Source organism: Isoptericola sp. 178, assembly GCF_030586525.1.
Taxonomy (GTDB): domain Bacteria; phylum Actinomycetota; class Actinomycetes; order Actinomycetales; family Cellulomonadaceae; genus Isoptericola; species Isoptericola sediminis.
In genome coordinates, this window is the sequence record NZ_JAUQYN010000003.1 from 390,153 (window position 1) to 408,063 (window position 17,911).

Here is a 17,911-nt window from a genome sequence, read left to right on the forward strand (position 1 = left end):
CTCACTGCGTGCCGACAACGACCCCCGCCGCCCTGCCGCGCCCGGACAGCACCCTGCTGCCCGCGCTCGCGGACGTGTCGGCGCCGGCCCGGCCCGCGCTGGTCACGTCGTCCGGCGAGACCCTCACCCACGCCGCGCTGCGCGAACGCGTCGGCGACCTCGCCGCCCGGCTCCCGGACGTCGCCGACGGCCGGCGCCTCGTGCACCTGCCGCTGCGCCCGGACCTGGGCGGGGTCCTGGCGTACCTGGCCACGCTCGAGGCCGGTCACGTCGCGCTCGTCACGGCCGACGACGACCGGACCTCCCAGATCCTGGACCGGTACCGGCCCGACGTCCGGGCGACCGGTGACCCCGACGAGCCGTTCACCGTGACGTCGCCGGACCCGGCACACCTCCTCCACCCTGACCTGGCACTGCTCCTGAGCACGTCGGGCAGCACCGGCTCGCCGAAGCTGGTGCGCCTGTCGCACGAGAACCTCACGAGCAACGCCCTCGCCATCGCCCAGGCCCTGGGGCTGACCGCGGCCGACCGTGCCGTGACCAGCCTCCCGCTGCACTACACGTTCGGGTTGTCCGTGCTGCACTCCCACCTGGCGGTCGGCGCCTCGGTGGTGCTGCAGGAGGCGTCGGTCCTGGACGAGGCGTTCTGGCGCACCGTGGACGGCCTGCAGGTGACGACGCTGGCGGCCGTGCCGCACACGGTCGAGCTCATGGAGTCCACCGGTGTGCTCGAGCGGCCGCACCCCTCGCTGCGCCTGCTGACCCAGGCGGGCGGACGCCTGCACCCCGACCGGGTGGTGCGCACCGCGGCGCTCGGCCGCGAGCACGGCTGGGGCCTGTCGGTCATGTACGGCCAGACCGAGGCCACGGCCCGCATCTGCGTGCTCGACCCGTCCCTCGCGGCGGACCACCCCGACGCCGTCGGACGACCCGTCCCGGGCACCTCCCTCGTGATCGACACCACCGTGCCGGAGGCCTCCGACGGTGCCGGTGAGGTCGTGGTGCACGGCCCCGGCGTCATGATGGGCTACGCCGAGCACGCCGACGACCTCGCGCTCGGCCCGCTGCTCACCGAGCTGCGCACGGGCGACCTGGGACGGGTGGGGCCGGACGGTCTGCTGCGGCTGGTCGGACGCCGGTCCGGCTTCGTCAAGGTGATGGGTCTGCGGATCGCCCTCGCACCGGTCGAGGCCGCCCTCGAGTCCGCCGGGCTGAGCGCCTGCGTGGGAGGGGACGACGACGGTCTGACGGTCGCGGTCGCCCCGGAGCCGGGCGGCGACGACACCGGGACCGCCGTCCGCGCCCGCGAGGTCGCCGCCGCGGCCTCCGGCCTCGGCCCCGCGGCCGTGTCCGTCGCCGTCGGCGAGCTGCCCCGCCTGCAGAGCGGCAAGGTCGACCGCCGCGGCTGCGCCGCCCTCGTGCGCGAGACCTGCGTCGGATGCCCGGTCGCGCCGAACGGCTCGGCCTCCCCGTCCGCCGTCCAGGTGGCCCACGCCGTCGGCGAGGTGCTCGGCCGGGACGCCGTCGACCTCGACCGCAGCTTCGTCCAGCAGGGCGGTGACTCGCTCAGCCACGTGCAGGCGTCCGTCCGGCTCGAGGGCCTCGTCGGCCCGCTCCCCCGCGGCTGGCACCACCGCCCCCTGCGCGAGCTCGCCGAGCTGGACCGCTCCCGCGCCGACGCCTCGCCCGCGAACCCCGCACCGGCTGGGGGACGTCGTGGGTGGCGCACGGTGGAGACGTCGGTGCTGCTGCGCGCGATCGCCGTCGTCATCATCTGCGGGTCGCACGCCGACCTGTTCCGCGTCCTCGGCGGCGCGCACACCCTGCTCGCCGTGGCCGGCTTCAACGCTGCGCGCTTCGGCCTGTCGGCCGACACGTCCCGGGGGCGCTGGCGGGCCACCGCCCGCACGCTCGTCGGCGTGGCGGTCCCCACCATGGCCGTCGTGCTGTTCGGCATGATCACCCACGACCGCTACGGGTGGGGCAACCTCGCGCTCGCCAACTGGCTGTTCGGCGACGTCACCTACGGTTTCCGCAACGAGCTGTGGTTCGTCGACGCGCTCGTGGCCTGCACGCTCGTGCTGACCGCCGCGCTGTCGGTCCCCGCCGTCTCCCGGCTCTGGCGGCGCGACCCCTGGCTCGTCGCGGCCGGGGTCGCCGTGCTGGCCCTCGTGCCGCGTTTCGTCGTGCTCGCGCTCGGCGAGGGCGTGCTGCGCGGCATCATGCCGACCACGCTCTGGCTCTTCGCCGTCGGCGCGGCCGCGGCGCACGCCGACACCCGCCGGCGCCGTCTGCTCACCCTCGCGGTCGCGGTGGTCGGCGGGGCGACGTTCTTCCCCGACGACCCGGTGCGCAACGCCACCGTCCTGGCCGGCGTGGCCCTGCTCACCCTCGTGCCCGAGGTGCGGGTGCCCGCCCGCTGGGTGCCCGTGATCGGCGTCCTGGCCGCCGCCTCGCTGTACGTCTACCTCGTCCAGTTCCAGATCCTCGACGTCGTGCCCACGGCGCTCGGCGCCACCGCCGTCGCGATCGCGGCCGGCTGCCTCCTCTGGCGTCTCGCGGACCGCCCGGTCCGCCGGCTCCAGGACCTCCTCGTCCCCCCGACCCGATGAAACGGAAGCCCTTCGTGTCACGTCAGCACCGCCGTCCCCTCGTCGCCGCCCTCCTCGCCCTCCCGCTGGCGCTCACCGCGTGCAGCACCGACGGCGAGTCCGAGGACGCCTTCGCGGCCGAGCCCGGGGCGCTGCAGATCTACTCCTCCCAGCACCGCGACGTCACGCAGGCCTGGGCCGAGGCGTTCACCGAGAAGACCGGCATCGAGACCCAGGTCCGCGAGGGCCAGGACTCCTCGATGGGTCACATGATCGTTGAGGAGGGCGAGGCCTCCCCGGCCGACGTGTTCCTCACGGAGAACTCCCCCGCGATGACCGTGGTGGAGCGCGCCGACCTGCTCGCCCCGGTGGACGAGGAGACCCAGGCCCAGGTGCGCGACGGGATGGCGCCGTCGTCCGGCCGGTGGACGGCGGTCGCCGCCCGCTCGACCGTGCTCGTCTACAACACCGACATGATCAGCGAGGACGAGCTGCCGGACTCGATCATGGACCTGGCCGACCCCGAGTGGGCCGGCAAGTGGGGCGCTGCCCCGGGCGGTGCCGACTTCCAGGCCATCATGGCCGGCATGCTCGCCGACCGCGGTGAGGCCGAGACCCGGGCCTGGCTCGAGGCCCTGGCCGAGAACTCCGAGGTCTACCAGAACAACATCGCCACGATGAAGGCCGTCAACGCCGGCGAGGTGCCGGTCGGGATCATGTACCACTACTACTGGTACCGCGACCAGGCCGGGGACCAGGAGGGCAGCGCGAACACGCAGCTGCACTACTTCGGCCAGCAGGACCCGGGGGCCTTCGTCAGCCTCTCCGCGGGCGGCGTGCTGGAGTCGTCCGACATGCCGGACGAGGCCCAGCAGTTCCTCGCCTACGTCACCAGCCCCGAGGGTCAGCAGGTGCTCGTCGACAGCGGCTCCATGGAGTACGCCGTGGGTGCCGGCGTCGAGTCGGACCCGGCGCTGCCCACGCTGGAGGAGCTGGACGCCCCGCCGGTCGACCCCTTCACCCTGAACTCTGACACCGTCCTGGAGCTCATGACCGATGCGAGCATCCTCTAGGAGCCGCGGGGTCGCCGTCGCCGCGACCCTCGTCGCCGCGCTCACCGTCCTGCCGCTGGTGGTCGTCCTCCTCGACGCCTCCTCCGCGGGCGTCGAGGAGGCGGTCGACTACCTCGTGCGGCCCCGCGTCGGTGAGCTGCTGGGGAACACCGGCCTGCTGATGGGCGTCACCGTGCCCGCCACGGTGGTCCTCGGCACCCTCGCGGCCTGGCTCGTGGAGCGCACGGCCCTGCCCTGGGCCGGGCTCTGGCGCACGCTGCTGCTGGCGCCCCTGGCGGTGCCGGCGTTCGTCAGCGCCTACGCCTGGGTGACGGTCGCGCCCTGGCTGACCGGGTTCGGCGGGGCCGCACTGGTCACGACCCTGGCGTACTTCCCGTTCGTGTTCCTGCCCGTGGCCGCGCTGCTGCGGTCGCTCGACCCCGCCGAGGAGGAGGTCGCCCGGTCCCTGGGCCTGTCCCCGACGCGGGCCGTCGTCCGGACGGTGCTCCCCCGGCTCCGCCCGGCGATCAGCGGCGGGGCGCTGCTGGTCGCCCTGCACCTCCTGGCCGAGTACGGCGTCCTGGAGATGATGCGGTTCCAGACCTTCACCACCGCGATCATGCAGCGGTACGCGGTGGGGTTCAGCGACGCGTCGGGCAGCCTGCTCGCCTCGGTGCTGCTGGGTCTGTGCCTGCTCGTGCTCACGCTCGAGGTGGTCGCCCGGGGACGGCGCCGGGTGTCGCGGGTCGGTGCCGGCACCCAGCGTCCCGCCACGCGGGCCCGGCTGGGCGGCTGGACCGCTCCGGCGCTGGTCATGCTGGGCGCTCTCGTCGGCCTGGCGCTCGTCGTCCCGGTGGCCACGGTGCTGCGGTGGCTGGGATCGGCGATCGGGGACGGGCTGGTCGACGACCTCCTCACCGTCACCGCGAGCACGGTGCTGCTGGCGGTGCTCGGCGGGCTGGCGGCCGTGGTGGCCGCCCTGCCCGGGGCGTGGCTGCTCAACCGCCGCCGGTCGGCCCTGACGGTCCTGCTCGAGCGGTCCACGTACCTGGCCAGCGCCCTGCCCGGCGTCGTGGTCGGGCTCGCCCTGGTCACGCTCGCCATCGACTGGGCGCGCCCGCTGTACCAGACCCTGGCGCTGACCGTCCTGGCCTACGCCATCCTCTTCCTGCCCCGGGCGATGGTCGCCCTGCGCGCCGGTCTCGCCGCCGCACCGCCGGAGCTCTCGGAGGCCTCCCGGTCGCTGGGGCTGGGCGGCCCGGCCACGCTCGTGCGGGTGGTCCTGCCGCTCATCGGCCCGTCGGTGCTCACCGGCTTCGTGCTCGTCTCCCTCGCCGTCAGCACCGAGCTGACGGCCACCCTGCTGCTGGCCCCGACGGGGACCGACACCCTCGCCCTCGCCTTCTGGCGGGAGACGAGCGCGCTCGACTACGCTGCTGCGGCCCCCTACGCGGCAGTCATGATCGTCTTGTCCGTACCGCTGACGTTGTTGCTGCGGCGGCAGATACTGGAGGAACGATGACCGACGTGCAGCTGCGAGCCGTCACGGCCGCCTACGGCCGGCACGACGTGCTCGACGAGGTGAACCTGGTCGTGCCCGAGGGCACGACGACCGCCGTCCTGGGTGGGTCCGGCAGCGGCAAGACGACGCTGCTGCGCATCATCGCCGGGTTCATGCAGCCGCGCTCGGGCGAGGCGGTCATCGGCGGTCGCACGGTCGCGGGACCCGGCGTCTGGGTGCCGCCCGAGCGCCGCGGCGTCGGCTACGTCCGCCAGGAGGGCGGGCTGTTCCCGCACCTGTCGGTCGCCGGGAACATCGCCTTCGGGCTGCCCTGGCCGCGACGCCGGCACCACGACCGGGTGCTCGAGCTGCTCGACCTGGTCGGCCTGCCCGCCGAGGTCGCCGACCGGCGCCCCGACCAGCTCTCCGGCGGGCAGCAGCAGCGGGTCGCGCTGGCCCGCGCACTCGCTCCCCGCCCCGGTCTCGTGCTGCTCGACGAGCCCTTCTCCTCGCTGGACACCACGCTGCGCGCCACCACCCGGGACGCCACGGCGCTCGCGCTGCGCGCCACCGGCGCCACGGCCGTGCTGGTCACCCACGACCAGGACGAGGCGCTCTCCTTCGCCGACCAGGTCGCGATCCTCACGTCCGGCCGGATCCGGCAGGCGGCGGCCCCGCGGGCGATCTACCGGGACCCCGTGGACGCCGACGTCGCCCAGTTCCTCGGCGACGCGGTGTTCGTGCCCGGCGAGGCGGCGACCGACGGCTGCGTCACCTGCCCGCTGGGCACCCTGCCGGTCCGCGGTCAGAGCCCCCGCGGCGCCGTGGACGTCATGCTCCGGCCCGAGCAGATCACGCTGACCCCGGCCGGCACCGGCCAGCTCGAGGCCACCGTGCGCCACGTGTCGTTCTTCGGGCACGACGCGCTCGTCGAGCTGGCCCTCGGCGAAGGCGCCGCCGAGCAGCGGATCCGCGCGCGGGTGGTCGGCCTGCAGCCCCCGGAGGCCGGCGACCGCGTCGGGCTGGACATCGTCGGCCCCGTCCGTGCGTTCCCCTCGCGACCGGACCGCCCCGGGGATGGCCTGCGCGACGAGAGCCCGGTGCCCTCCTCCGCCTGAGGCGGCGTGGCGGTCCGATTCGCCTAGCGTGGGAGCGTGGAACGCTTCGAGGCGTCAGCGCTGACCCACATGCTCGTCGTGGCCGACGTCGAACGCAGTCGTGACTGGTACGTGCGCGTGCTCGACGCCCGGGTGGCCGGCGAGTACGGCGGGACGTCGGTCGTGCTCCAGCTGCTGGAGAGCTGGATCCTGCTCGTGACCGGCGGGGGTCCCGACGCAGGCAAGCCGACCGTGACCCTGGCCCCGCCCGCCGACCCCGACCGCCCCAGCGCCCAGCTCGTCTTCCGCGTCGACGACTGCCTGGAGTTCTACGAGCTTCTGTCGAGCCGTGGCGCAGAGTTCCTGGCCGCACCCGACGTTCGTGACGGCGAGACCCGCGCGTTCTTCCGCGACCCCGACGGCCATCTGTTCGAGATCTCCGAGCTCACCTGAGCCCTGACGGCGTGACCTCGCTTCGGTCGTGGCGTCCTGCACCACCCCTCGAGGCCCCCCGTTCCTCGACCGTCTGCGTGGTCCAGAAGAGCAAGAACCCGCCGACGATGACGAACTCGAGCACGTAGAACCAGCGCGAGTCATCACCCACCCAGCCAAGGAGCTTGAAGCCTGCCGTCCCCGCGATGCCACACACCATCGCGATCGCCACGAGGACGTAGATCCCGCGGTACACGCTGTCGCCACGTCCGGGGTGCCGGCGAGCGCCGAACCCCCCGATCAGGGCGACCAGCGCCATCGGTGTGAACACCAAGATGGCCGCGACCGCGTGGGCATTCAGCAGGAACCATTCGTGCAGCGTCAGGTAGACCGCGAGACCTGCCAGCCACAGACCGATGACGACGAGCGTCCCGACGACTTCCTCATTCCGAGAGGGTTCCCTGTACCCCGTGTCCAGCAACCTGCGCCACCTCGAGCCGCCCGGCGCCGCGAGCGGCTCTGGCGGCCGGTCGCGAAGCACGACGAAGAACAGCAGGAGCACCAGGGCGACCGATGAGACCAGGAAGTACGCCTCCAGGGAACTCTCTACCTGGTTCGTCCACTCCGCACAGGCCTGGGCGTCCCACGGTCCGCCGCCGACGGGCGGCTGCTCCGCGACCAGGGAGTCCGGCGTCGGACGCCCGAAGCACGCCTCGCGCACGGGCTCCGGGGTGGGAACGAACGCCACGACCGGTGCCAAGAAGCCGGCGAGGTTGAGCAACGGCTCCTGGGTGCCCCGCCCACGGATCGCGATCATCGCAGCACCGGTGGCCACGAGAACCGCGACGAAGACACTCTGCGCTGGGGTGTACCACGCGGCGCTGATGGACCCGAGCGGCTCCCCGCTCGCGGGGTCGGCGTCCTCGAGAAGGACGGCGACGACCAGCATGGCTGTCATCGAGATGATGGCCACACGCAGATAGTGATAGGTCGCGGCGGCATTGCGGGCCGTGGCGACCGGGGTCGGCGCCCCTGACATCGCGCTCATGACTGTGAGGAGGCCACAGCCCGGAACACTGATACGCGAGCACCGGGTGAACGACGGGAGCGCAGATCCCAAGAGCACCGACCTGCGGGCCTGCGGACCCGAAGACCTCGACCACATCGCCTGGGAGCTCAGCGGCCAGGCACTCGCGCCACGCGGCCCGGATCTGCCTGGCCGGGCGATCTACCGATCAGGCTTGGTTGGACCGCGGCAGAGCCTGCGGAAGCTCTCGGCCGCAACCCGAACAGATGCACTCGAAGGCGTGGATGCTACTCATGAGGCGAAGGATCGGCCCACCCGGCGCGTCCAGTCCTGAGGCTTCCGGTGGCCTAGGTCGAGGGCTACTGGCCAGGCAGACAGGTCTTGCAGGCGTCATCCCCGGCAGGGAACTCGCCTGCTCCTTGCCACATGCGAACGTCGGTCGCTGCACGTGTCGTTCTGCAACCTACGGCATGCCACTTGCCGGGAGGGAAGTCGACTTCCCCTCGACGTCGCACAAACGCTCCCAGGTTGGCGATCTCATCACGCATCGAATCACGAGCGAGGTCCTGCTCCGCGTGCGGTCGCTCTGCGGGAGTCGGCGGCTGACCGGCACGGCACTCCCCGCAGACACCCCCTACGCCGGGGAGCTCTTCAACCCCTTCCCAATTCGCAACGGCGCCAGCGCGGGCCACGAACCGGCAGGTGGACAGATGCCAACGGCCAGGGCGAACATCTCGACCGTCTCGTACAGCAGCCTTACGCCGGACGAACCTACCCAGCGCGATGAACTCCCCGTGGTGCGCCATCTGCGACTGCAGCACCTCCTCCATCAGCCCAGGGCTCCGCACCATCAGGTTGAGGAAGTCGGCCGCTTGGTCTTCCCCCAGGTAGGAAGCGACGTCGGCCGCCTCCCTGAGCGCGGCCTTGCTGATGCGCTGATCGAGAGCGCGAACGAAAGCGTGCACGACGGGTGCCCAGCTCTTGACTTCGGACCCGAAGGCCGACTCCATGAAGACGGCGAGGTTGTCAGACGCCTCTTTGTCGAGCTCCCAGGCGTCTTCGCTGAGCAGATGGGTCATTACCGGCATACCGGAATCATGCCTCATGGAGGGTTAGTGGTGCGCAAACTAGTTCAGACGTCGAGGACCTGCTCCTCGCCTGCTGCGGGCTCACTCCGTGATCCCAACCTGATTGGCGAAAGGGCCTGAAATCCCCTGCTACCGGAAGTCGTGCTGCGGTTCCGAGTCGAGCCGATGCGCCGCGGCGCGTAGCCGCTCGACGACGCCATCGTAGGGCGGGTTCGCGACGACCCAGCCTTCGACGGCGTCGAGCGCTTCCAGCGCGAGCTGGGAGCGTTGGCGGTAAGAGAGACCCTCGCCGCCTGCCGCGTGCGAGAGCCGCAGGGCCTCGTAGACATGGCCGATCGCGTCGATCAACCACGCCTGGACACGCTCGCGGTCGGGCGCTTCCTGCTCGAGCAGGTCGGCGACCTGGTGCAGGCGTCGAGCCGCCACTGTGGACGCGCGCTGCCACCGTTCGGCCGGGGGCGCCGTCTCCGCCTCGCCGGCGAGGGCCTTGTCCAGCATGCCCGCGGTGGCGGCCTCGAGTGCCTTGCGCAGGAGCGCCTGCCCACCGGCCGCGACGCCGACGGCGATCCCTGCGGCCGCGCCGGCCGGGGGGAACACCAGGGTGGTGATTCCGGCCGCGAGTGCCGCGGGGAGAGCCATCCGCGCACCCTTGACCAGGGCGCCGCGCAACTGCTCCCGCATCGGTTGTTGGACGACGACCGAGCTGGTCTCGAACGACTCCGCCGTCTCGATGAGCTCGGCGAGTCGGCGGCGGAAGAAGTACAGGTTCTCCCAAAGGCGTCCCCGGACCTGGAGGCCAAGATGGCCATCGGGTTCCTTCGCGGAGAACATGTCGACCAACGCCTCGGTGAGCTGGTCCTCGATCTCGCCGGTCTTGGGTGGTGGCCGGTAGCCGAGGTAGTTGAGCAGCGCGGTGAGGTTCTGCCCGAGGAGAGCCATCGCGTCGTAGCGCAACTGCGGCCGTTCGTCGAAGAAGTCGGCGGCGTCGGCGAGCTCGGTGAACACCTCGGTCTCACTTGCCAGCCGATCCGCCGCGCCGAGCACGAGGCGCGCGGCCGGGAGCAGTGTGGCGCGCCAGTCCTCCGCCTCCGCCCGGGCGTCGGCGCGGAGTGCACCGAGGGCCTCGCGTCGCGCCCATGTCAGTTCGGCGCGCAGCGCCGCGCCGCGGTCGGCGCGGGTTAGCTTCGGCTCGACGTCCGCCCCGACCTCCTCAACCCAGGACTCGTCCGGAGGATTGGGGTCCCACGTGAGCCACTCGGAGCCCTGAGGGTTTCCATGCCGAGGGGCGGTCGGCTCCCGCGGTGCGCGTTCCGGCACCCGGCGTTGGTCATCGGATCGCGGGGGCGAACTTCGCGACTGGGGCTCCGGCATCGGTGCTGCGGCGTTAGCCATCGTTCGTCCTCGGTGAGCGGCGACTCCTGCCACCATTGTCGATGCGCCGGGGCCACCCCGCGACGCGGGCATCATCCTCCGCGGGTGAAGTCCGCAGCACCGGCGGACAGTCTCCGCGCTCGACCCCACGATCGCGAGCGGCGATGGGGACCGTGCACGGAAAAGTGAAACGGGCCTCGGCTCGGCCCGTGAGGAGGACCTGCTCATTCCCGGTCTGGCCAAGAGAAAGGCTGAACTCGGTCGGTCCGTCCGGGTGATCCGCTCATCCGCCGCGGAGTACACGACGGACGCTGGCGCCGTCATCGACGTGTTCTTCCTCTGCGCGCCCTCCACGTCCTCGCTACTTCACGGAACCCGACCGCGGCGCTCTGTCAAGGGGCTCCCACCAGGAGCAAGTCAGTGCGGAGACACCGAGGAGGTCAGTGAAGAATCGGAGGGCTCTCCGCACTCACGGCTCGAGGGGCAGTCGGACACGACTGCCAGCGACCACCGGTCGCGCAGCGTCCACCCAGGTCAGAACCGGTTCAGGACGGCCCGTCAACGGTGACAACCACGCTCACTCCCCCTCACCGTGCACCCACGCCGAGCCCGACGGGACGCTCCCAGGGTCATAGACCAGCAGATGAGCCAGCAACGCTTCTCTCGGCAAAACGAAAGGCCCTCCGTCGCAGCGTTTCCGCTGTTCAGGGGGCCTCTCTGGGGTGGGCGATACTGGGTTCGAACCAGTGACCTCTTCGGTGTGAACGAAGCGCGCTACCACTGCGCCAATCGCCCGAGTGCGTGGTCGATACTAGCCACAGATCCGGGGTTGCTCCAAACCGGATCGGTGCGGCGTGGCCCACACCCGGACGACGACGCCCCAGGTCACGGGTCGAGGCGCTCCCGGCAGTTCTTCTCGAAGACCTCCCGCACGGCGAGCGTGATCTTCCCCGGTGCGACGTCGACGCCGTCCAGCCAGGTGATGGGCTGGACGTTGCGGCCCGAGGACGTCAGCGCCAGCTGCACGCCACCGGTGGTCACCTCGTCGAGCACCGAGAACGGCAGCTCACCCTCGTGGGCCTCGCGGACCGGCAGCCCCGCCTCGGTGCCCCACTCGAGCACGAGCGCCCGCGTGATCCCCGCCAGACAGCCCGTGGACAGCGCCGGGGTGAGGAGCTCGCCGCCCCGCTCGACGAAGATGTTCGACCCCGTGCCCTCGCAGAGCTCGCCCACCGTGTTGGGCAGGATCGACTCGTCGCCGCCCTTGGCCTTGGCGTCCGCGAGCGCCACCACGTTCTCCGCGTACGACGTCGTCTTCAGCCCGGTGATCGGCGACCGCTCGTTGCGCGGCCACGGCGAGCGGGCCGAGCGCGACTCGGGCATCATCCTCGAGTCCTGCACGGCGACCACAACGCTCTGCGCGCCGGGGACCCGCATGGAGCCGAGCGGGCCGATGCCCGCGGTGACAGTGATGCGCAGCCGGCCGTCGAACGGACCGTCGAGGCGCACGGCCTCGGCCAGGACGGCGTCGACGCCCTCGCGGACGCGCTGCTCGTCGGGCGCCTCCAGCCCGAGCCCGGTCGCGGACCGGCGCAGCCGCTCCAGGTGGCGCGTCAGCGCGAACACCTGCCCGTCGAACACGGTGCACGTCTCGAAGACGCCGTCACCCACCGTGATGCCGTGGTCGACCGCGCTCAGCGCGGCCTCCCCGGCTCCGACCAACCGACCTTCGGCCCAGATCACGAGACTCATGGTGCTCAGTCTGCCCGACGCCGGTACACCAGATGGGTCACCTCCCCTGCGTGCCGTGCCGAGACGGCGTCGAGGTCCAGCCGGCCGACGCCGTCGAACAGCCTGGTCCCGCCCGGGATGTCCAGCACGACCGGGGCGACGTGCAGGCGCAGCTCGTCGATCGCCCCGGCGGCGAGGTAGGTGTTGACCGTCGAGACTCCCCCGGCGATCGAGACGTCCCCGTCGCCGGCCGCCTCGACAGCCCGGCGCAGCGCGTCCTCGGCACCGGTGGTCACGAAGTGGAAGGTCGTGCCCCCGGCCATCACCAGCGGCTCGCGCGGGTGGTGGGTGAGCACGAACACAGGCGCGTGGTACGGCGGCTCGTCGCCCCACCACCCCGTCCAGTCCGGGTCCCACGGGCCGGGGTCCGGGCAGAACATGCCCCGGCCCATCACGTAGGCGTCGGCCTCCAGGATCCCCGCGACCTCGTCGGGATGGTCCTCGGCGTGCTCGAGCAGCCACGTGTGCAGCACCTCGCCGGTGCCGATCACGTCGCCGAAGGGTCGCTCACGGGTCTGGTGCGGTCCGGCGGCGAAGCCGTCCAGGGACACGGACAGGTCGCAGGTCACCCTCGTCATGCCGGTGCTGACGCCCGAGGGGCCCCGGACTCATCGGTCGGGGCGGTGCGCGGGGGCGCCCGAGGCGAGGCCGACCAGCCGGGCGGCCTTCAGCTCCGTCTCGTGCCACTCGGCCGCGGCGTCGGAGCCCCACGTGATGCCGGCGCCCGTGCCGAAGCGCAGCGTGCCGTCGTCGTCGGCCCCGCGTTCCCACCAGAAGGTCCGGATCCCGACGGCGAGCTCGGCCCGGTCGCCGTCGACCCAGCCGACAGCACCGCAGTAGGGCCCGCGTGCCGTCGGCTCGAGGTCGTCGATGATCGAGAGAGCCGACGACTTGGGCGCACCCGACACGGACCCCGGCGGGAACGTCGCGCGGAGCAGGTGACGCCACCGGTCCGGTGCGGCGGCGACAGCGGACGTCAGCGTGCCCTGCACCCGCGAGACCAGATGCACCAGCCCCGGGTGCTCCTCCACGCCGAGGAGCTCGGTCACCTCGACCGTGCCGGGCTCGCACACCCGCTGCAGGTCGTTGCGGACCAGGTCGGTGATCATGACGTTCTCGGCACGGTCCTTGCCGCTCAGGCCGTCCGCCGTCGGTGCGGTGCCCTTGATCGGCCCGGAGGCCAGCCGTCCGTCCTCGAGGGCCAGGTAGAGCTCGGGGGACGCGGAGACCACCCAGACGGGGGCGACGTCGAGGCCTGCCGGGACGTGCACGGCCGCCCCGTACGGCGCGGGGTTGCCGGCGGCCAGACGCGCAGCCAGCGCGGCCGCGTCCGGCTCCCCCGACCCGGTGCCGGGGTCCGTCGCCGGCAGCGGGGCGCTCAGCACCCGGCACACGTTGACCTGGTAGACGTCGCCCTGACGGATGTGCTGCTGCACGCGACGGACGGCGGCCTCGTACACCTCTTGGGACATCGACGTCGCCCAGTCGTCCGGGGCCGGGCCGGACCAGCCCGCCGCCGGGTCGTCGCCCCGCTCCGGGGGCCCGCCGGCGGTGACGTGGGCGAACCGCCAGGCTCGCGCCCGTCCGCCGCGCCCGAACGCCTCGAAGTCGACGACGACGAACCAGGGCCCGGGGTCGCGGAGCCGCTCGGGGGCGACCTCGAGGTCGACGCACTCGACGACGTCGGTCGCGAGACGGCCGGCGAAGGAGGCCCAGGAGGTCGGTGCACGCACGGCTGCACGGTATGCCAGCGAGGCACCGCGAGGCGATTGGACCATTCGGGCACCGTCCACTAAAGTTTTCCTCGCGCCGGAACACCGCGGGGATCACCCCTGCACCAGGTCCGGTCGTGCGGATGTAGCTCAGTTGGTAGAGCACCACCTTGCCAAGGTGGATGTCGCGAGTTCGAGTCTCGTCATCCGCTCGGAGGCCCACTCCCCTGCGATCTCGGCAACGAGCGAGCCGGTGAGCACAGTCTCAAGGTGGGTTGGCCGAGAGGCGAGGCAGCGGCCTGCAAAGCCGTATACACGGGTTCGAATCCCGTACCCACCTCGGGCGATTGGCGCAGCGGTAGCGCGCTTCCCTGACACGGAAGAGGTCACTGGTTCGATCCCAGTATCGCCCACCACCACAGGCCCCGGACCACACGGTCCGGGGCCTGCTGCGTTCCCCGGAGATCCGTGCCACGCGAGTGGCCGACAGCGGTGCTACGTTCCAGACGGATCACCCCGGGAGGTCCCATGGTCGAGCCCGAGCCCACCGCCACCACCGACGCCCGGACACCGCTCGGCGTGATGACGGCGGCCTGCGTTTCCACCCTCATCGTCAACGCGAACACGTCCGCCGTGGCCATCCTGCTCCCGGCGATCAGCGACGACGTCGGCATGTCCACGGAGACCCTCCAGTGGGCCGTGACGGGCTACCTGCTCGTCGGGGCGGCCACGATCGTCACCTCCGGGAGCCTCGGGGACGTCTTCGGCCGGCGCAAGGTGTTCCTCGGCGGCCTGCTGCTGTTCATCGCGTCGTGCGTCCTTATCGCACTGGCGCCGGGCGGCTGGGCTGTCATCGTCGGACGCTGCATCCAGGGCGCCGCCGGGGCCACGCTCGTGGCCGGCGGGCTGAGCATCCTCACCATCGCCTCACCGCCCGGGAACGCGCAGCTGCGGGCCGTGTCCTACTGGGGGTCGGCCTCGGCGGTCGGGGCGGCGGCGGGCCCGCTGCTCGGCGGGGCGCTCGTGAACACGGTGGGCTGGCAGGGGTTGTTCTGGCTCGACGCGGCGATCGCGGTCCTGCTCGTCCCCCTGACGCTGCGTGCGGTGGCCGAGTCCTCCGACCCGACGCGCAGCCGGTCGATCGACTGGGCGGGCAGCGCGCTCATCGCCCTCGCCCTGGCCCCGCTCATCCTCGGCCTCACCCAGGGCGCGACCTGGGGATGGCTCTCGATCCAGACGCTCGGCTGCTTCGCGGTGTCCGTCGCGTCGACGATCGGGTTCGTCGCGGTCGAGAGCAAGGTGTCCGCCCCGCTGATCGACCTCGGCCTGTTCCGCAACCGGCGGCTGGTCGGGGCGACGATCGGCATCCTCATCGGCGCCGCCGCGATCAACGCGATGATGTTCCTGCTGAGCCTGTTCTTCCAGGACCCGGCCGCCTTCGGGATGGACCCCTTCGAGGCGGGGCTCGCCACCCTGCCGGCGACCGTCGGGATGGTCGCCCTCACCCCGGCGGTCCCCGGGCTGACCCACCGGTTCGGGGTGCTCGCCGTCGTCGGGACGGGGTTCGTCATCATGACGGCCGGCTTCGTGGTGCTGGCCCTGGCCGGCGCCTCGTGGGGCTACCTGGCTTTCCTGGTGCCGATCGTCATGACGGCGGTGGGACTGTGCCTGTCGAACAATCCCTGTTCCTCGGTCGCCACGGGATCGGTCGACCACTCCGAGGTGGGCGGGGCGTCGGGCCTGTCCAACATGGCGCGCTACGTCGGACCGGCGGTCATGACCGCCGTGGTCGCGGCTCTGTACGCGGGCATCCCCGCGAACCGCTCCGCGGCCGGAGCGTCCGCCACCGATGCCCTGCTCGCCGGGTTCCACGCAGCCGCCCTCGCGCTGGCCGTCGTCTCGGCCCTGGGGATCGTGCTCGTGTGGCTGATCCGGGGCTACCGGGACAAGCACACGCCCGAGGGGGTCGACGTCGCGATCGCCGCCGCCGCGCCCGTGCACACGGTGCCCCGGCCCGAGACGGGGCCATCGACCGCGACCCGGACGGCGGCATCGGGCGACCCGGCGTAGCGTCGATCGCATGTGCCGCAACATCACCACCCTGCGCGGCCTCGAGCCGCCCGCGACCGCGAAGGAGATCGAGGCGGCCGCTGCCCAGTTCGTGCGGAAGGTGACCGGCGTGGCGTCCACCGCCGCACCGGCCTCCCGCGAGCCCTGCGAGGCGGCCGCCGCCGAGATCGCCGTGATCGTCACCCGGCTGCTGGACGACCTGCCCGCCCGCCGACAACCGCCGGCCACGGTCCCGCCCCTGCGCCGACCCGAGGTGCAGGCGCGGATCGCCGCCCGCAGCAGCAGCGCGACCGCATGACGTCACCTGGCGTCCCCGCGGGACGTCGAGACCCAGGAGCGACCATGGACCAGCCCGAGCTCGACTTCTCCGCGTTGAGCGCCGTCTTCGTCAACTGCACCCTCAAGCCGTCCCCGGAGGTGTCGAACACCCAGGGACTCATGGACGTCAGCGCCGCGATCATGCGCAGGCACGGCGTGAGGGTGGACGAGATCCGCGCCGTCGACCACGACCTCGCCCCCGGGGTCCAGCCGGACATGACCGAGCACGGGTGGAGCCGCGACGACTGGCCGGCGCTGGCCGAACGGATCCTCGCCGCGGACATCCTCGTCCTCGGCACGCCGATCTGGTTGGGCGACAAGTCCAGCGTCTGCACCCGCGTCGTCGAGCGGCTGTACTCGCTGTCGGGCCGGCTGAACGACGCCGGCCAGTACCTCTACTACGGCCGCGCCGCGGGCGTCGTGATCACCGGCAACGAGGACGGCGCCAAGCACGTGGCGATGAACGTCCTGTACTCCCTGCAACATCTCGGCTACACCATCCCGCCCCAGGCCGACGCCGGGTGGGTCGGCGAGGCGGGGCCCGGCCCGTCCTACCTGGACGAGGGCTCCGGCGGCCCCCAGAACGAGTTCACCCAGCGCAACACCACGTTCATGACCTGGAACCTCATGCACATGGCCGCGATGCTCCGGGCCGCCGGCGGGTTCCCCGCGTACGGCAACCAGCGCAGCGCCTGGGACGCCGGCACCCGGTTCGACCACCCGAACCCCGAGTTCCGCTGACGGCACCCGGCCTCTCGGCCCGTCGTCCGCCGGAGGCCCAGGTCACACCGGTGGAATTGGACCTGGGACCCGCGGTCCAGTAATGTTCCTCAGGCACCGGCACGCGGGGATCACGTCCTCGGAACTGTCCGGCCGTGCGAACGTAGCTCAGTTGGTAGAGCACCACCTTGCCAAGGTGGATGTCGCGAGTTCGAGTCTCGTCGTTCGCTCCACGGGCGATTGGCGCAGCGGGAGCGCGCTTCCCTGACACGGAAGAGGTCACTGGTTCGATCCCAGTATCGCCCACCAGCGCAGAAGGGCCCCTGTATCGCGGAGACGCGATACAGGGGCCCTTCTCGTCGGTGGGTGCGGGCGCCGCGCGAGCCCACGAGCCGTCGGCCGACGGACGCCGACTCTCCGACCGGCCCGAGGACGCCCGGTACGCTCGCGGGCGTGAACGCCGACGACTCCGCCGACAGCCCGCCCGCCGTCTCCGCGACGATGCACCGGGCCAAGACCCGCGCGCGGGCGTCCCACGTCACCGTGGGCCGGACGCGCATGACGGACGAGGGCACCGTCGAGATCGACTGCTCCTGCGGCATGGTGCTCACCAACGGGCCGCAGTGGTCGCTCGACGAGCACATCCGCCTGCATAGGGCGGAGGCGCGTTACCTCGCGCTCAGCGAGGTCGCTCCGGCCGGCATGCCCCGGCTGATCCCCGTGGGCCCCGACCGGCTTCCGCGCTGACCGGCTCCTGGCCGGTCGGCGGTCTCAGAGCTCGTCCGGGTCGTCCCAGGAGTGTCCGCTCGAGGCGCCCTCCATCGGGCGCAGGACGGTCTGCGACAGCGACAGCGGCGCCTTCGTCGCGTCGCCGCCGGGTCGGGGGTCACCGTGCTCTTCCGTGGCCGAGCGCTGCCGCGGCGCGATCCGCGCCTGGGAAGCGATCGACTCGTCGAGGAGGGCCCGAGCTCGGTCGGAGTCGGCCTCCTGTGTGTCCTTGATCATGTCCCAGGTGTATCAGCGGGACGGCGCGTTCGCCCGTGCTTGGCACACTATTCTGCACACGGGCGCACTCCTGCCACCCCGTCGGCACCGGGACGTCACACCGTGCGGCGACGCGACGCCCTCTGCACGACACGAC

16 protein-coding genes and 6 tRNA genes are annotated in these 17,911 nt (G+C 72.3%); 14 read left to right on the plus strand and 8 right to left on the minus strand.

Annotated elements, in window-relative coordinates; genetic code table 11:
* The first annotated feature begins 8 nt into the window (after positions 1-8).
* The 5 genes from Q6349_RS10975 to Q6349_RS10995 are packed head-to-tail and all read left to right on the plus strand — an operon-like array spanning position 9 to position 6,694.
* A complete protein-coding gene (locus Q6349_RS10975) occupies positions 9-2,612 on the plus strand; it encodes an AMP-binding protein (protein WP_304604108.1) in 2,604 nt (867 codons plus the stop codon).
* A gap of 14 nt (positions 2,613-2,626) precedes the next feature.
* Positions 2,627-3,664: an extracellular solute-binding protein gene (locus Q6349_RS10980; RefSeq protein WP_304604109.1), complete on the plus strand. Its 1,038-nt coding sequence runs from the start codon at positions 2,627-2,629 to the stop codon at positions 3,662-3,664.
* Positions 3,648-5,165 (plus strand): iron ABC transporter permease, encoded by a 1,518-nt coding sequence (locus Q6349_RS10985; protein WP_304604110.1) that lies wholly within the window; start codon positions 3,648-3,650, stop codon positions 5,163-5,165. The genes Q6349_RS10980 and Q6349_RS10985 overlap by 17 nt, the downstream gene beginning before the upstream one ends.
* Positions 5,162-6,262, plus strand: a complete 1,101-nt coding sequence (locus Q6349_RS10990) for an ABC transporter ATP-binding protein (RefSeq protein WP_304604111.1) — start codon at positions 5,162-5,164, stop codon at positions 6,260-6,262. The genes Q6349_RS10985 and Q6349_RS10990 overlap by 4 nt, the downstream gene beginning before the upstream one ends.
* A gap of 36 nt (positions 6,263-6,298) precedes the next feature.
* The gene (locus Q6349_RS10995; RefSeq protein ID WP_304604112.1) at positions 6,299-6,694 is read left to right on the plus strand and encodes a VOC family protein; all 396 of its coding nucleotides are present in this window, start codon (positions 6,299-6,301) and stop codon (positions 6,692-6,694) included.
* Here Q6349_RS10995 and Q6349_RS11000 read toward each other — a convergent pair.
* From Q6349_RS11000 to Q6349_RS11030, 7 genes are all read right to left on the minus strand, one after another.
* Positions 6,687-7,646, minus strand: a complete 960-nt coding sequence (locus Q6349_RS11000) for a hypothetical protein (protein WP_304604113.1) — start codon at positions 7,644-7,646, stop codon at positions 6,687-6,689. The genes Q6349_RS10995 and Q6349_RS11000 overlap by 8 nt on opposite strands.
* A gap of 413 nt (positions 7,647-8,059) precedes the next feature.
* A complete protein-coding gene (locus tag Q6349_RS11005; RefSeq protein WP_304604114.1) occupies positions 8,060-8,788 on the minus strand; it encodes a hypothetical protein in 729 nt (242 codons plus the stop codon).
* Between the two features lie 129 nt (positions 8,789-8,917).
* Positions 8,918-10,105, minus strand: a complete 1,188-nt coding sequence (locus Q6349_RS11010) for a hypothetical protein (RefSeq protein WP_304604115.1) — start codon at positions 10,103-10,105, stop codon at positions 8,918-8,920.
* A gap of 777 nt (positions 10,106-10,882) precedes the next feature.
* Positions 10,883-10,954, minus strand: a tRNA-Val gene (locus Q6349_RS11015).
* 90 nt (positions 10,955-11,044) lie between these two features.
* Positions 11,045-11,911 carry an aminotransferase class IV gene (locus Q6349_RS11020; protein WP_304604116.1) on the minus strand — a complete coding sequence of 289 codons (867 nt, stop codon included), beginning with the start codon at positions 11,909-11,911 and terminating at the stop codon, positions 11,045-11,047.
* Positions 11,912-11,916: 5 nt separating this feature from the next.
* Complete coding sequence (locus Q6349_RS11025; protein ID WP_304604117.1) at positions 11,917-12,528, minus strand: dihydrofolate reductase family protein; 612 nt, start codon at positions 12,526-12,528, stop codon at positions 11,917-11,919.
* A 30-nt stretch (positions 12,529-12,558) separates the two neighbouring features.
* A complete protein-coding gene (locus Q6349_RS11030; RefSeq protein WP_370375614.1) occupies positions 12,559-13,728 on the minus strand; it encodes a chorismate-binding protein in 1,170 nt (389 codons plus the stop codon).
* A gap of 73 nt (positions 13,729-13,801) precedes the next feature.
* Between Q6349_RS11030 and Q6349_RS11035 the strand changes: the two genes are divergently transcribed.
* The 9 genes from Q6349_RS11035 (at position 13,802) to Q6349_RS11075 (ending at position 17,517) form a co-directional block, all read left to right on the plus strand.
* A tRNA-Gly gene (locus tag Q6349_RS11035) sits at positions 13,802-13,874 on the plus strand.
* Positions 13,875-13,931: 57 nt separating this feature from the next.
* A tRNA-Cys gene (locus Q6349_RS11040) sits at positions 13,932-14,002 on the plus strand.
* Position 14,003: 1 nt separating this feature from the next.
* Positions 14,004-14,078: transfer RNA gene (locus Q6349_RS11045), tRNA-Val, on the plus strand.
* 112 nt (positions 14,079-14,190) lie between these two features.
* The gene (locus Q6349_RS11050; RefSeq protein ID WP_304604119.1) at positions 14,191-15,732 is read left to right on the plus strand and encodes an MFS transporter; all 1,542 of its coding nucleotides are present in this window, start codon (positions 14,191-14,193) and stop codon (positions 15,730-15,732) included.
* Between the two features lie 10 nt (positions 15,733-15,742).
* Positions 15,743-16,030 (plus strand): DUF2277 domain-containing protein, encoded by a 288-nt coding sequence (locus Q6349_RS11055; RefSeq protein WP_304604120.1) that lies wholly within the window; start codon positions 15,743-15,745, stop codon positions 16,028-16,030.
* A gap of 44 nt (positions 16,031-16,074) precedes the next feature.
* Positions 16,075-16,791, plus strand: coding sequence for a flavodoxin family protein (locus Q6349_RS11060; protein WP_304604121.1), 717 nt, complete (start codon positions 16,075-16,077; stop codon positions 16,789-16,791).
* A gap of 136 nt (positions 16,792-16,927) precedes the next feature.
* Positions 16,928-17,003 (plus strand) — tRNA-Gly (locus Q6349_RS11065).
* Between the two features lies 1 nt (position 17,004).
* Positions 17,005-17,079, plus strand: a tRNA-Val gene (locus tag Q6349_RS11070).
* Between the two features lie 144 nt (positions 17,080-17,223).
* Complete coding sequence (locus Q6349_RS11075; RefSeq protein WP_304604122.1) at positions 17,224-17,517, plus strand: hypothetical protein; 294 nt, start codon at positions 17,224-17,226, stop codon at positions 17,515-17,517.
* A 24-nt stretch (positions 17,518-17,541) separates the two neighbouring features.
* Here Q6349_RS11075 and Q6349_RS11080 read toward each other — a convergent pair whose 3' ends face one another.
* Positions 17,542-17,775, minus strand: a complete 234-nt coding sequence (locus tag Q6349_RS11080; RefSeq protein ID WP_171248168.1) for a hypothetical protein — start codon at positions 17,773-17,775, stop codon at positions 17,542-17,544.
* Positions 17,776-17,911: the final 136 nt, after the last annotated feature.